Source organism: Bradyrhizobium sp. AZCC 2230, assembly GCF_036924495.1.
GTDB lineage: Bacteria > Pseudomonadota > Alphaproteobacteria > Rhizobiales > Xanthobacteraceae > Bradyrhizobium > Bradyrhizobium rifense.
Genome location: NZ_JAZHRS010000001.1, coordinates 7,358,865 through 7,372,089, shown reverse-complemented (window position 1 = coordinate 7,372,089; position 13,225 = coordinate 7,358,865). Strand labels below are relative to the sequence as shown.

Sequence of the window (13,225 nt, the reverse complement as noted above, 5' to 3'; positions counted from 1 at the left end):
GGTTGCAAGCTGCGGCTAGCCAACGCAAATTGCAGAACTTGCGACTTTAGTCTAAGCGCGCACCCGTTTTCTGCCATGTCCTCAGCCGGTTGGCTCCGGGCCGCTGTGCATATCCCTCAGGAGATCCCACTCTGTGAAGAACATCAGCGCCACGCTCGCGACCGTCTGGCGAATCGCCGGCCCGTATTTCCGATCGGAGGACAAATGGGCCGGCCGCGGCCTGCTCGGTGTCGTCGTCGCAATGGAGCTGGCGCTCGTCGCGATCAATGTGCTGCTCAATCAGTGGCAGAACCGGTTCTACAGCGCACTCCAGGCCTACGATCTGAATGAGTTCGTCATGCAGGTCTGGATCTTCCTCGGCCTTGCCTTCACCTACGTCGCGCTGGCCGTTTACAAGCTCTACCTGAACCAGTGGTTGCAGATCCGCTGGCGGCGATGGATGACGCAGCACTATCTCGGCGAATGGCTCGACGGCGCCACGCATTACCGCATGCAGCTGAAGGGCGATGCCGCCGATAACCCGGACCAGCGTCTCACCGAGGACGTCACGAACTTCGTCGAGCAAACGCTCGTCCTCGGTCTCGGCCTGCTGTCGTCCATCGTGACCCTGGCGTCGTTCATCGTCATCCTCTGGGGTCTGTCCAACAGAGCGCCCCTGCACATTTACGGCACCGATATCGTCATCCCGGGTTTCCTGGTCTGGTGCGCGCTGGCCTACGCGCTCCTGGGTACGGCACTGACGCACTGGATCGGCGCGCCGCTCATCAATCTTTATTTCGAGAAGCAGCGCTACGAAGCCGACTTCCGCTTCAACCTGATCCGCGTGCGCGAAAATGCGGAGCAGATTGCACTCTTGAAAGGAGAGAGCGCAGAGCGAGGTCATCTTCTCCTGCGTTTCGGCTACGTCATCGGCAACTGGTATGCGATCATGAGCCGGACCAAGCGCCTCACCGCCTTCACGGCGAGCTATGGTCAGGCTGCGACGATCTTTCCCTATGTGGTGGTCGCACCGGCCTACTTCGCCAAGAGTATCCAGCTCGGCGACATGATGCAGACCGGCTCGGCCTTTGGCCAGGTGCAGGATGCACTGTCGTTCTTCGTCACGGCCTATCGAACGATAGCGGAATGGCGCGCGATCGTCGCGCGTCTCGACGGCTTCGAGATGTCGGTTGAGACGGCAGCAAACCTGCCGGCGCATGAGGCGACAATCGAGCTCAAGGCGGCGGGCGGCAGCCGCAATATCGACCTCGAGAAGCTCTGCGTGTATCTCCCCAACGGCACGCCGCTGGTCGCTGCCGATGGCTTCGCCATCCAGGCGCCGGAGCGCGTGCTCGTGACCGGGCCATCGGGCTCCGGCAAGTCGACCCTGTTCCGCGCCATCGCCGGCATCTGGCCGTTCGGCACCGGCACCATCGCCATCCCCGCGCAGGCGAAGCTGATGATGCTGCCGCAACGCCCCTATTTCCCGGTCGGCGCGCTGGGTGACGCCGTGATTTATCCCGCAACACCCGGCACATTCCAGACAGCCCAGATCCGTGACGCTGTGATCGCCGTCGGCCTGCCCGACCTCGCCGAACGGCTGGGCGAGGACGGTCACTGGAACCGGATGCTGTCGCTCGGCGAGCAGCAGCGCCTCGGGCTCGCCCGCGCGCTGCTGCATGGGCCGGACTATCTCTTCCTCGACGAGGCCACCGCCTCGCTCGACGAGCCGTCCGAGGCGCGGCTCTACCGGCTGCTGGCGGAGAAGCTGCCGCAGGCCACCATCGTCTCGATCGGCCATCGCGCGACGCTCGATGCCTTCCACACCCGCAAGGTGACAATGGTGAAAGACGGCGCGATCCATGTGCTGGGCGATGGCGGCGCACCGGCCGAGCCGGAGCCGACCGCAGCGCGCTGAATTGGAGCTCTGAACCTTCGCCGCCGTCATGCCCGGGCTTGTCTCGAGCATCCACGTTCTTCGTTCCGCGCAGCCAAGACGTGGATGGCCGAGACAAGCCCGGCCATGACGACCTTGTGGAGCGGCCGTCAACGATCCAACTAGCTACCCCAAAACAAAAGGGCGGCAGGTTGCTCTGCCGCCCTCGTTAGTCGTCTCGGGACAAAACTTACTTCAGGTTGCTCATCGCCGTCAGGTCGAAGGAGAGCTTGGCGATACCGGCCGAGCCGCACCAGTTCGAGCCGGCGCCGCCCGGATTGATCGCGGTCACGTTGGTGGTGCCGGTGGCGTTGAAGGCGCTGGTGAAGGCGTTGCAATCACCCTTGTTCAGGTCGGTGCCGGAGTAGCGCAGGTCCAGCGTGAACACCTTGTAGGTGAAGCCGACGCCGATGTTCCAGGTGTTGTAGTCCTTGTAGGGAATGCCGTTGGCATAGATCGTTCCGGGGATGCCATAGAAGGCGTCCGAGGTGCCCAGCCACTGCCGGCCGAACTCACCCGAGACATACATGCCGAAGCCGGAAGCGCCGAACGTCGTGCTCGGCGCGGTCCACTTCGCCGTCAACGAAGCATAGTTGCCCCAGGCGCCCGAGTTCAGGAAGTTCGGCGAGTAGTACTCGTTCACGCCGACCGACCAGTTGTCGTTGATGGTGTAATTCAGCTTGCCGTAGACTTCGAAGAAGCTGACGTCCTTCTTCATGACGTTGCCGTCGGCGAGGAAAATGGTCGTGGTGCTGACGCCGCACACGCCGCCGCCAGGAATGCCGCCGGTGAGCACGTTGTCCGCACAGCTTCCGCCCGGGTACAAATAGCCCCAGACACCGATGTCGAAGGCAAAGGCGCCGAAGGTCGGGCGGATACCGCCGTAGACGTCGACTTCAGCCGCAGCACGGTTGGCGAAGGAGATGCTCTCCGCGGACACGCCGGCGTACAGCTGGAGGTCCTTGGTGACGTTGTAGCGCGGCTCGAAATAAGCGGCGACCGACGGCTTGTGGTTCGACTGGGTCACGCCGCGGAAGATGTAGTCGCTCATGATCGCGCCGCCGAAGGCGATATCCCAGGGATCAAAGGCGGGCGGCGGCGGAGCCTTCAGTGCCTTCACATGCAGATCTGCCGCGAAAGCCGAACCCGTCGTCACCATTGCCAGCGCCGTTGCCAACAAAGCCACTTTCTTCATTTCGATCCCCATCACCAGTTCTAGACCCCGGTCGAGTTCCGGAAGCCCCCCGGGACACCCGACCTGATTGCAAATTCCGTTACCACCGCAATCTGGATTGAGGGATGTGAACCGTGAAGCAAAAAACACGGGCATCTGCCGACTTTTTGGGCGTTCTGACGATTCCACGAAAGGTTGTCAGCCGGTGTTGCTTCTCGATCACATTATTTTCACTCCAAAGTGCACAGATCCGTCCGGGATACTACGTAGGTCCGCCACGCCGTGGCACGGGTGCTACGAATCAGGTGACTCAAAAAAGGGCAGCCTCCGGCAGCCGGAGCGGCGATGCAAAAAGGCCGCAGCGTCGCCGCTGCGGCCTTCCTGCTATCGATCGTGGCCGGCGAGACGGACCGGGCCTTTGGCCTGAGCCTGGCTCTAGCCTTGGGCCCGACCCTTTGGACCCAACCCTGGGACCTAACCCTGCCCTTCGGCCGGCGTCGGTTCCGCAGAAGACGAAGGCATCGCCCAGCTCGTCTCGGCGGCAGGCTCAGGTGCCGGCGCTGCCACGGGAGCTGCGGGCTTCGGCGCGGGAGCTGCCTTCGCCTTCTTCGGTGCTGCTGGCTTGGCCGCCTTCTTCGGTGCCGCCGTCTTCACGGCCTTCTTGGCCGCAGCCTTCTTTGCCGTCTTCTTGGCGGCCTTCTTCGGCGCAGCCTTCTTGGCCAATTTCTTCGCGGCCTTCTTGGCGGACTTCTTCGCCGCCTTCTTCTTCATCGCCTTCTTCGCCGCTACAACCTTCTTGGCCTTTTTGGCCTTCTTGCTTTTTTTCTTACTCGCTTTCGCCATCGTGGTCCTCCTGTTGCCGCCGAACAATGGTCGATCGGGCTCCTTCGGCCGTCACCCCGGGACGAAGCTCAGCGCGACAAATTCAATGCCGGCCGCGCCCCGCCCGTAGCCCAATCGAGAAGCTCAATCGTGTGTACGACCGGAACTGACGTGCCACTGGCAATCTGCACCATGCAGCCGATATTGCCCGCGGCAATCATGTCCGGCTTGACGCTCGCGATGTTGGCGACCTTGCGATCGCGCAACCGGCCCGCAAGCTCAGGCTGGAGAATGTTGTAGGTCCCCGCCGAACCGCAACACAAATGGCTCTCCGGGACATCTTTCACCACGAATCCATTCTTGGAAAGCAATTCTTTCGGAAGGCCCGTGATTTTCTGCCCGTGCTGCAACGAACACGCTGAGTGATAGGCGACGACGATGTTGTCCTGTCGCGTGGTGGGTTCGAGTCCAAGGCCGGCGATGTACTCAGTGATGTCCTTCGCAAGTGCGGACACCTTCGCCGCATCGGCTGCGAACGCGCCGTCCTCGCGCAGCAGATAGCCGTAGTCCTTGATCACCGTGCCGCAGCCGGACGCCGTCACCAGGATGGCGTCGAGCCCCTCGCCGGCCGCTTCCCTCTGCCACGCCGTGACGTTGGCGCGGGCCCGGCCCAGCGCATCATCGTCGTGACCGAGGTGATGGGTGAGCGCGCCGCAGCATTGCTCGTCCCTGACGAGGACGACCTCGATGCCGTGACGGGTCAGCAGGCTGATAGCGGCCTGGTTGATGCGCGGCGCCAGCACCTGCTGGGCGCAGCCCTGGAGCAGCGCGACCCGGCCGCGCTTCTTGCCAAGCGCTGCGAACACGCTGCCCGGAAGCGCGCCCGGGGCCGGCAGCCGGCCTGGGGCCAGCGCCAGCATCGCCTTGAGGCGCTGGATCAGGCCGGGCGTGGCCGAGGGCCGCGGGGTCGGCAGGAAGACGGCAAAGGGCCGGGCCAGCTGTGCCAGCCGCATGCTGATGCGAAACCGCCGCGGGTCGGGCAGGACGAAGGCCAGCACCTGGCGCAACAGCCGCTCGGTGAGCGGCCGCTGATAACGCTGCTCGATCCTGACACGGGCCTGATCGACGAGATGCATGTAGTTCACCCCCGAGGGGCAGGTCGTCATGCAGGACAGGCACGACAGGCAGCGGTCGACATGCTTGACCACCTCGGCCGTCGGCGCCTGGTCCTTCTCCAGCATCTCCTTGATCAGATAGATGCGGCCGCGCGGGCTATCGAGCTCGTCGCCGAGCAGCACGTAGGTCGGGCAGGTCGCGGTGCAGAAGCCGCAATGAACGCAGGCGCGCAGGATCTTGTCGGCTTCCGCGATGTCGGGGTCGGCGAGTTGCGCGAGTGAGAATTCGGTCTTCATTCAGCAAGCGCCCCGCGTCAGCCGTCCCCGGTTCAAAATCGACTTCGGATCGAAACTGGCGCGGACCCGTTCGCTCAGGGCGGCGACACCCGGGGCTTGCGGATGGAACACGTCGACGCTGCGCCTGACGTCCTCGGCGGCCCGGATCAGCGTGGCATGCCCGCCGAACGCATGGGTCCGCTGGCGCACGGCCGGGGCATGCGCGTCGGCCTTCGGCGGCAACGCAGCCCAGATCAGCCCGCCGCCCCAGTCGTAGATGACGTCGCCGCCGGTCTCGCGCGCCAATTGCGTGCCGAGCGCCGCGCCAGACGCCGGCGGACAGACGATCCGCCACACCGGCCAGGCGCCGAGCGCGCCGCTGGCCGCGAACGGGAGCACATCGCGGATGGTGGCCCACAGCGCAGATGACGCGGCGTCCTCGATCAGGGTGGCGGTTCCGAACGGCGCCAGCAATTCGCGCAGGGAGCCGGCGCGATGGGCGGCGGAGGCCGTGATGCCCTCGAGCCGCAGCACCGTCAGCGCCTCGCCCTGGCCGGCGATATCGCCAAGCCCATCGGTCCTGGCGCGGAAGGCCGATTTCGGCAGATGCGCGGCGGCGGAGACGTCGAAGGGCGAACCGAGCGCCGCGGTCATCGCCTTGTTGGCGACGGCATCATCCAGCCCGCGCAGCAGCAGCGTTCGCTCGGCTTCGGGCTTTGGCATCACCTTGAGCGTGACCTCGGTCATAACAGAAAGCGTGCCCCAGGAGCCCGAAAGCAGCTTGCAGAGGTCGTAACCCGTGACGTTCTTCACCACCTTGCCGCCGGTCTTGAAGCTGTCGCCGAAGCCGGAGACGGCATGCGCCCCCAGGAGATGGTCGCGCGCCCCGCCCGCCTTGATCCGGCGCGGGCCGGCGAGGCCTGCCGCGATCATACCGCCGATGGTCCCGAGCGCGGGCGTGCCGAGCAGCGGCGCGGTGTTGATCGGCTCGAAGGCGAATTGCTGGTTCTTGGCATCGATCAGCGACAACACGTCGGCCAGCGGCGCGCCGGCCTGGAGCGTCACGATCAATTCATTGGGCTCGTAGGAGATGACCGCATTCAGCGCGGAGACGTCGAGCACGGCGTTGGTCGCCATCGCGTGCCCGATGCTGCGCTTGCTGCCATGACCGATGATCTCGAGCGGCTGCTCATTGGCAATCGCCGCGCGCACCACCTCTTCGACGTCTTTGGCGTCTCTGACCCTGAGCGTATCCACGCGTCTAGCGGGTAACGATATTTGGTCCCAAAATCAAATGCGGACACCGAACAGGGAGCGGAATGCGTCAAGCCCGGCATCGGTGATCTCGACGGAGCGCCCCTGCGGCCGGCGGCGGATCCAGTCCCGCTGGAACGCCAGCTCGGCGAGCGCCGCCCCTGCCCGCCCGGCCAGATGCGGCCGGCGTTCGCTCCAGTCGAGACAGGGCCGGCACGGCACCCGCCGGTGCCGCGCCGACGGGCGGAGATCGAGACCGAAACTGCCGAGGAACGCCGTGCCCGCTTCCGTCAGCTCGCCAACCTCCTGGTCGAGAACCAGATAGTCGCGCTCCCGCAGCGCGTCAGCGAGGGCGACACCGAGCTCGCCCGCGAGGTGATCGTAGCAGGTCCGGGCTCGCCGCATCGCGGCATCGATCCGCGCCGGCGGCCGCGAACTTGGCGGACCGGTCACGGCAACCGTCATCATGCCCTCCAGGATCTGCGCGACCAGCGGTGTGGCCAACCGGTACAACCGGCGCGGTCCCCGTCGCTCGACCTTCAGAAGCGCGTGCTGCACCAGCCGGCCGAGATGCCAGCTCGCCGTCTGCGGCGTGACGCCGGCAACCAGCGCCAGCTCGCCCGCGGTCTGCGCACGTCCGTCCATCAGTCGCGACAGGATCAGAGCCCGGCCGGGATCGGCGATCAGGGCCGCCAGGTCGGCGAGCTCGCGTGCGATGGTCGGCATGGCCGGCTCCGGCATGTGACGAAAACCCATCCTGCTTGTCGCACAGGACATCGCCGTAACGCTTCGATCACGATCGAAATGTTCACGACATCGACACTTCGACCGCCGGCGAACCCAACAGGCAGGCCATCGCGACATGGTCGCAGCGATCGCGATCGAGACGAACCAATGGAGGCACAGATGGAGCGATCGACACATCCACGGCCAGCGCCGCGCGCACGTGAAGCGTTCAGCCGCAGGTCGGTGATCGCCGTCCTGGCGATCTATCTCTCGCCATGGACGGCGGCGTCATCTCAGGCACAGGAGCAAGGAGCAAAGACAATGAACCACTATGCAACACAGAAATCGATCAGCGACGCCGTCGACGGCGGCGGCCTGCTCGTGGTCGCACAATGGGAGGCCAAGCCCGGCGAGGCCGACAGGATCGCCGCCATCCTCGACCGCTTCCTGCCGGAGGCGCAGCGCGAGGACGGCGTCAAGCTGTTCCTGATCTCGCGGGCTACGGACAATCCTGCGCAGTTCCTGTTCTACGAACTGTTCCGCGACGAAGCCGCGTTCAAGGCGCACCAGGAGAGCGCGCATTTCAAGACCTACATCGCCGGACAGGCGCTGCCGCTGCTGACAAAGCGTGAGCGCGCGCAGTACGGGATGCTGTAGGAACCCGTTCGCACGCCGCGGTTCAGACCGGACCGCGGCGTCGCGCGACTAGATGATCGCGCGCAGCGGCGATTTGCGCAGGATCAACGCCGAGACGGCGAGGCTGCCGATCGCGGCCAGCATGGTCAGCAGCAACGCCTTCGTGAGTGCGAACAGCGGCAGCGCGTGCAGCAGCAGGGCTAAGCCGATCAGGATCGGCGGATGGATCAGGTAAACGCCGAAGGCGTTGTCCGAGAGCCATTTGGCGACCGGCCCCTGCGTATCGAAATAGCGGCGGTAGACGGCCAGCATCACGAGGCCCATGCCGACGCAGACCAGCGCCTCCCACAGGCACTTCCCGGCGCTGACGAAGTTGAAGCCGCCTGCATAGAGCGCCGTGTCGCCGTGCAATCCGCCCCCGAACAGCACAAGCGCTGCAAACAACGGCACCGAGAGGGACAACGCGAGCAGTCCCCAGTGGGTGCAGGAACGTTCCGCAACCCCAAGCATCCAATTGCCGCGATAGCCGAGGCTACCGGCCGCAAACATGAGAATGTATTGCGGGAGATCGCCGGGGTGAACGTTGAGCACGGAAGCATCGGCATGGGTCGCGATGCGAACGGCAAAAGTGGTTGCCGCCATCGCCGCAACAAACAGGATAATCCCGGTGCCGTGCAGCGCGAGCTGCGGTTCGCACCATCCGGTGCGGCGGATCAGGCCATACAGCAGCGAGACGAGCAGCAGCACTGCGCAGAACCACATCGGCCCCGTCTCGGAGAGCCACTCGCCGTCTTTCAGATGAATCAGCCACTGATGGCCGAAACCACCGTTGCCCCAGGTCCAGGACAGAAAATACTGCGTCAGCGGGCCGATCACCAACATGTGGAGCAAGGTCGGCAGACCGAGCCTGACCAACCGATCACGCGCAAATCTCGAAAATCCTTTCCGATCGAAGGCGCCGGCGGCGAAATAGCCGGCGACGAAAAACAGCGCCGCCATGAAGAAGGCCTGCAGGAAGCTCTGATAGATGCCGAAGAACAAGGCCGTACCAAAGCCGGTTTCCTGCCGGTCGACATAGTACCAATTGCCGAACGGAGAGTAGGTGTCGGCCGCGTGCATGCTCAGCACGAGAACGATCATCGACCAGCGGATGTTGTCGACGAACAGCAGCCGCGACTTCGCCGCCGGCGTGGCCGACGTTTCGTTCGTGGCATTGACCGACACCTCCGCCATGCCCCAGATATCCGGCCGTCAGAACCGCGGGATGTCCGGAAACGCCACCTTGCCCGCGTGGACATGCATGCGGCCGAGCTCGGCGCAGCGGTGCAGGGTCGGAAACACTTTTCCGGGGTTGAGCAGACCCTGCGAGTCGAAGGCGCATTTCAGCCGCTGCTGCTGGTTGAGGTCGACCTCGCTGAACATCTCCGGCATCAGATCGCGCTTCTCGATGCCGACGCCGTGCTCGCCGGTGAGCACGCCGCCGAACTCGACGCAGGCGCGCAGGATGTCGGCGCCGAAGGCTTCGGCGCGTTCGATCTCGCCGGGCTTGTTGGCATCGTAGAGGATCAGCGGATGCAGATTGCCGTCGCCGGCGTGGAACACGTTGGCGCAGCCGAGCTGGTATTTTTCCGAGAGCTCGCGGATTCGGGCGAGCGCCTTTGGCAGCGCGCCGCGCGGGATGGTGCCGTCCATGCAGAGATAGTCGGGCGAGATGCGCCCGACCGCGGGGAACGCGGCCTTGCGGCCAGCCCAGAACAGATTGCGCTCGGCCTCCGAGGTCGAGATCTGGCAGGTGGTCGAGCCGCAAGCATTGGCAATCGTCTCGACGCGCGTGATCAGCTCGTCGACCTCGATCTTGGGACCGTCGAGCTCGATGATGAGCAGCGCTTCGACATCGAGCGGATAGCCGGCATGAACGAAGGCCTCGGCGGCGTGGATCGCGGGCTTGTCCATCATCTCCATGCCGCCAGGAATGATCCCGGCGCCGATGATGCGCGCCACGCATTCGCCGGCCGCCTCGACCTGCGCAAAGCCGACCATCAGCGCGCGCGCCGTCTCCGGCTTCTGCAGGATGCGCACGGTGATCTCGGTGATGACGCCGAGCAGACCTTCCGATCCTGTGATCACGCCCATCAGATCATAGCCGGCGTTCTCCGCCGACTTGCCGCCGATGCGCAAAATCTCGCCGCTCATCAGGACAATCTCGCAGCCGAGCACGTTGTTGGTGGTCATGCCGTATTTCAGACAATGCACGCCGCCGGAATTTTCCGCGACATTGCCGCCGATCGAGCAGGCGATCTGCGAGGACGGATCGGGCGCGTAATAGAAGCCGGCATGCGCGACCGCCTCGCTGATCGCGAGATTGGTGACGCCGGGCTCGGTGACGACGACGCGATTGTCGAAATCGATCTCGCGGATGCGCTTGAACTTGCCGAGGCCCAGCAGCACGCCGTCCTCCAGCGGCAGCGCGCCACCGGACAAGGACGTGCCGGAGCCGCGCGGCACCACCTTGATGCCGTGGGCGGCACAATATTTCAGGACGAGCGAGACCTGCTCGGTGGTGTCGGGCAGCACCACGACCATCGGCGGTTGCCGATAGGCGGTCAGCCCGTCGGATTCATAGGCCCGCATCTCGGCCGCGCTGTCGATCACGCCCTCGCCGGGCACGATTGCGCGCAATGCAGCAACGATCTCCGCGCGGCGCGCGAGCACCGCCTGGTCGCTCGCAGGCATCATGATGGCCATGCTTTATCCTTCCGGCTCACGCCGCGTGATCGATTTGTCGCGACAAATCAACCACGTCCGCGGCCGTTTGGGTAGGCCATCCCCGAGTCGGAGCAACGATCTTCCGGCGAGTTCGCTCTGGGACAAGTAGGAAATCAAGAAACCTGTCATGGTTTCGTGGCTTGTCCAAGCCGAGCGGGCCGTGCCAAAACCGGCAGGGTTCGACGATCGCCGACCGAATAAGACCCACTGGGAAAGAGACGAAGAGCACCCTATGAAAAAACTGACTTTTGGCGCGCTGATGATCCTCACCGTCACTGCCACGGCCTCCAGCGCGATGGCGCAGGATGCCGCGGCCGGCAAATCGTCGTTCAACAAATGCCTGGCCTGCCACGCCATCGGCGAAGGCGCCAAGAACAAGGTCGGCCCCGAGCTCAACGGCCTCGACGGCCGCAAGTCGGGCACCGCGCCCGACTACAATTACTCGGATGCGAACAAGAATTCCGGCATCACCTGGAACGAGGCGCTGTTCAAGGAATACATCAAGGATCCGAAGGCCAAGATCCCCGGTACCAAGATGGCGTTCGCCGGCATCAAGAACGAGACCGAGATCAACAATCTCTGGACCTACGTGTCGCAGTTCGACAAGGACGGGAAGATCAAGCAGTAAGCAGGCAAACGGCGGCGCCTTCTCAGCTAAGGCGCCGTCCTGAAGAAGCGCCGCCGGCCATGGGCCCTTGCTTATGTACCATCATGTGGTACAATGCCTCAATCGGCGGAGCTTGTTGATGATCTCGGGTTTCCGTGACGAATGGCTGCGCGCGTTCTTCGTTGACGACGTCAGATCAAGACGGATTCCTGCAGATCTCGAGGATAGACTTTTTCGCAAGCTTCAGATGCTCGACGACGCGACGTCGGACCAGGACCTACGCGTGCCCCCAAGCAATCATTTCGAGAAGCTGCGCGGCAATCTTGCGGGACTACACTCGATTCGCATCAACAAGCAATGGCGGCTGGTCTTTCGATGGTCCAGCACCCGAGGAGAGGCCGAAGACGTCTATTTGGACGATCACAGCTACAGATAGGCGGATCGCATGCTGATGACCAAGCGCAAGCCGGCAACGGTCGGGCAAATTCTGACCGAGGAATTCATGGGGCCCCTTGGCCTGACCCAGGGGGCCCTCGCCACGGCCATGGGCGTGCAGCGCAAACACGTCAACGAGCTTTGTAACGACCGTCGGAACGTGACCGCTGCCACCGCCCTTATTCTCGCACGTGTCTTTGGCAATAGCCCGGACTTCTGGCTGAACGTTCAGCGCCGCACTGATCTTTGGGAGGCGATGAATTCGCCCAGCGAGCGCAAAAGGATCGAGCGCGCCAAGCCTCTCGCCGATAAGGCTGCCTAGCCGCCGACCGCGTTTGCGGAAGCGATCTTCCCGATCATCGTCTCGATCTCCGTCTTCACGAGGTCCGGCACCCCGTTCTGTACCATGTGGCCGAGATCGGGCAGCACGATCAGCTTTGCGTTCGGCACCGTCGCTGCGAATGGGCGCGCATGGATGTCGGTCTTCACCGTCTTGTCGGGCGCGCCGGCGATGATCGTAACCGGCGCCCTGATCTCGCCGTAGCGCGCGACTTGTGCGGCGACGGCCTCCTTCAGCGTCACCAGATCATAGGCGTTGGCGATGAATTCGCGCGGACGCAGCAACAGCGGCGTCGCGGACTCCTTCACGAACCCGTCCGGCATCGTCTGCGGCAGGAAAACGTTGCGCGCGCCGGACGCGGCGACGAAATAGCCCAGTGGCAACGTGATGGTGTAGGCGAGCAGCGGGCCGATCACCGGCGTTGCGATGATCTCGTTGTAGCGGCCGACGCCGCCGCGCCAGGGATGGGTCACCGGCGCCAGCATCACGAGGCCGGCGACGCGGCTCGCATGATCGAGCGCCAATCGCGCGCCGAGTGCGCCGCTCCAGGAATGCACGACGAAGACCGCACGATCGACCCCGAGCTTGCCGAGCGCCGCGTCGATCATCCGCGCCTGGATGTCCGGCGTCGAATCCTGCCGGCGCGCGCGCGTGCTCCAGCCGTGGCCGGGACGGTCGATCAGGATGACGCGATGCTGCTTCGCCAGGAGCTCGCCAAGCGGATGCCGCATCACTTCGAGGTTGGAGCTCGCGCCATGCAGCATCACGATCGGCAGGCCCGCATCGCGCGGGCCGATGTCGACGACGTGGAGCACAGCGCCATCGACCTCGATCATCCGGCCCTGCGGCGGATAGGCGCGCTGCACGGCGACAATTCCGGCCTGCGTGACCAGCGCCAGCAGCACCAGCGCCGTCACCGCTGACATCGCGATCATGGAGAGAGTCCGGGCAATCCAGGGCACATCGCAGTTACGGGTTAGGCGGGCGGCAGTTTCGCGCAAGGCAGCTCAGCACTTCCACCGGAAACGCCGGCCTGTGGATATGTGCATAACTACTGAGCTAAAAAACTCAATGGAATCAATAGCTATATGCGGTGCCTCACAAGCCTCAGACCAGCTTCATCCAGTCGTCATCGCAGCTTCCTTATAATCGCCACGGT

Annotated in this window: 13 protein-coding genes; 5 read left to right on the top strand and 8 right to left on the bottom strand. The window is 64.3% G+C overall.

All coding sequences use genetic code 11. The features are described from left to right. Positions 1–133 precede the first annotated feature (133 nt). The gene (locus V1280_RS35170) at positions 134–1,897 is read left to right on the top strand and encodes an ABC transporter ATP-binding protein/permease (RefSeq protein ID WP_334535227.1); all 1,764 of its coding nucleotides are present in this window, start codon (positions 134–136) and stop codon (positions 1,895–1,897) included. A gap of 208 nt (positions 1,898–2,105) precedes the next feature. Here V1280_RS35170 and V1280_RS35165 read toward each other — a convergent pair whose 3' ends face one another. The 5 genes from V1280_RS35165 to V1280_RS35145 all read right to left on the bottom strand — a co-directional run bounded on the left by V1280_RS35165 (position 2,106) and on the right by V1280_RS35145 (position 7,282). After that, complete coding sequence (locus V1280_RS35165; RefSeq protein ID WP_334535225.1) at positions 2,106–3,110, bottom strand: TorF family putative porin; 1,005 nt, start codon at positions 3,108–3,110, stop codon at positions 2,106–2,108. Between the two features lie 453 nt (positions 3,111–3,563). Further along, entirely contained in the window at positions 3,564–3,932 is a 369-nt protein-coding gene (locus V1280_RS35160; RefSeq protein ID WP_334535223.1) for a histone, read from the bottom strand. A gap of 68 nt (positions 3,933–4,000) precedes the next feature. Then, a complete protein-coding gene (gene glcF, locus V1280_RS35155; RefSeq protein ID WP_334535221.1) occupies positions 4,001–5,323 on the bottom strand; it encodes a glycolate oxidase subunit GlcF in 1,323 nt (440 codons plus the stop codon). After that, a complete protein-coding gene (locus V1280_RS35150; protein ID WP_334535220.1) occupies positions 5,324–6,559 on the bottom strand; it encodes an FAD-binding protein in 1,236 nt (411 codons plus the stop codon). It lies immediately after the preceding gene. A 33-nt stretch (positions 6,560–6,592) separates the two neighbouring features. Further along, complete coding sequence (locus V1280_RS35145; protein ID WP_334535219.1) at positions 6,593–7,282, bottom strand: ArsR/SmtB family transcription factor; 690 nt, start codon at positions 7,280–7,282, stop codon at positions 6,593–6,595. A 321-nt stretch (positions 7,283–7,603) separates the two neighbouring features. Here V1280_RS35145 and V1280_RS35140 point away from each other — a divergent pair, with 321 nt between their 5' ends. Next, entirely contained in the window at positions 7,604–7,939 is a 336-nt protein-coding gene (locus V1280_RS35140; protein WP_334535218.1) for a putative quinol monooxygenase, read from the top strand. 48 nt (positions 7,940–7,987) lie between these two features. Here V1280_RS35140 and V1280_RS35135 read toward each other — a convergent pair whose 3' ends face one another. Both V1280_RS35135 and V1280_RS35130 read right to left on the bottom strand, forming a co-directional pair. Further along, entirely contained in the window at positions 7,988–9,151 is a 1,164-nt protein-coding gene (locus V1280_RS35135) for an acyltransferase family protein (protein ID WP_334535216.1), read from the bottom strand. An 18-nt stretch (positions 9,152–9,169) separates the two neighbouring features. After that, a complete protein-coding gene (locus V1280_RS35130) occupies positions 9,170–10,663 on the bottom strand; it encodes an FAD-linked oxidase C-terminal domain-containing protein (protein ID WP_334535214.1) in 1,494 nt (497 codons plus the stop codon). A 253-nt stretch (positions 10,664–10,916) separates the two neighbouring features. Here V1280_RS35130 and cycA point away from each other — a divergent pair, with 253 nt between their 5' ends. The 3 genes from cycA (at position 10,917) to V1280_RS35115 (ending at position 12,048) form a co-directional block, all read left to right on the top strand. Next, complete coding sequence (gene cycA / locus V1280_RS35125) at positions 10,917–11,312, top strand: cytochrome c-550 CycA (RefSeq protein WP_334535212.1); 396 nt, start codon at positions 10,917–10,919, stop codon at positions 11,310–11,312. A gap of 118 nt (positions 11,313–11,430) precedes the next feature. Beyond that, positions 11,431–11,727, top strand: coding sequence for a type II toxin-antitoxin system RelE/ParE family toxin (locus tag V1280_RS35120; RefSeq protein ID WP_334535210.1), 297 nt, complete (start codon positions 11,431–11,433; stop codon positions 11,725–11,727). 9 nt (positions 11,728–11,736) lie between these two features. Then, positions 11,737–12,048: a HigA family addiction module antitoxin gene (locus tag V1280_RS35115; protein ID WP_334535208.1), complete on the top strand. Its 312-nt coding sequence runs from the start codon at positions 11,737–11,739 to the stop codon at positions 12,046–12,048. Here V1280_RS35115 and V1280_RS35110 read toward each other — a convergent pair. After that, the gene (locus V1280_RS35110; RefSeq protein ID WP_334535206.1) at positions 12,045–13,001 is read right to left on the bottom strand and encodes an alpha/beta fold hydrolase; all 957 of its coding nucleotides are present in this window, start codon (positions 12,999–13,001) and stop codon (positions 12,045–12,047) included. The genes V1280_RS35115 and V1280_RS35110 overlap by 4 nt on opposite strands. Between the last annotated feature and the right edge of the window lie 224 nt (positions 13,002–13,225).

What these genes read in the sequence shown, in the direction of transcription:
- V1280_RS35130 (WP_334535214.1), bottom strand. Translation starts at nt 10,663, where the DNA reads ATGGCCATCATGATGCCTGCGAGCGACCAGGCGGTGCTCGCGCGCCGC.
- V1280_RS35165 (WP_334535225.1), bottom strand. Translation starts at nt 3,110, where the DNA reads ATGAAGAAAGTGGCTTTGTTGGCAACGGCGCTGGCAATGGTGACGACG.
- V1280_RS35120 (WP_334535210.1), top strand. Translation starts at nt 11,431, where the DNA reads ATGATCTCGGGTTTCCGTGACGAATGGCTGCGCGCGTTCTTCGTTGAC.
- cycA (WP_334535212.1), top strand. Translation starts at nt 10,917, where the DNA reads ATGAAAAAACTGACTTTTGGCGCGCTGATGATCCTCACCGTCACTGCC.
- V1280_RS35160 (WP_334535223.1), bottom strand. Translation starts at nt 3,932, where the DNA reads ATGGCGAAAGCGAGTAAGAAAAAAAGCAAGAAGGCCAAAAAGGCCAAG.
- V1280_RS35135 (WP_334535216.1), bottom strand. Translation starts at nt 9,151, where the DNA reads ATGGCGGAGGTGTCGGTCAATGCCACGAACGAAACGTCGGCCACGCCG.
- V1280_RS35145 (WP_334535219.1), bottom strand. Translation starts at nt 7,282, where the DNA reads ATGCCGACCATCGCACGCGAGCTCGCCGACCTGGCGGCCCTGATCGCC.
- glcF (WP_334535221.1), bottom strand. Translation starts at nt 5,323, where the DNA reads ATGAAGACCGAATTCTCACTCGCGCAACTCGCCGACCCCGACATCGCG.
- V1280_RS35110 (WP_334535206.1), bottom strand. Translation starts at nt 13,001, where the DNA reads ATGATCGCGATGTCAGCGGTGACGGCGCTGGTGCTGCTGGCGCTGGTC.
- V1280_RS35140 (WP_334535218.1), top strand. Translation starts at nt 7,604, where the DNA reads ATGAACCACTATGCAACACAGAAATCGATCAGCGACGCCGTCGACGGC.
- V1280_RS35115 (WP_334535208.1), top strand. Translation starts at nt 11,737, where the DNA reads ATGCTGATGACCAAGCGCAAGCCGGCAACGGTCGGGCAAATTCTGACC.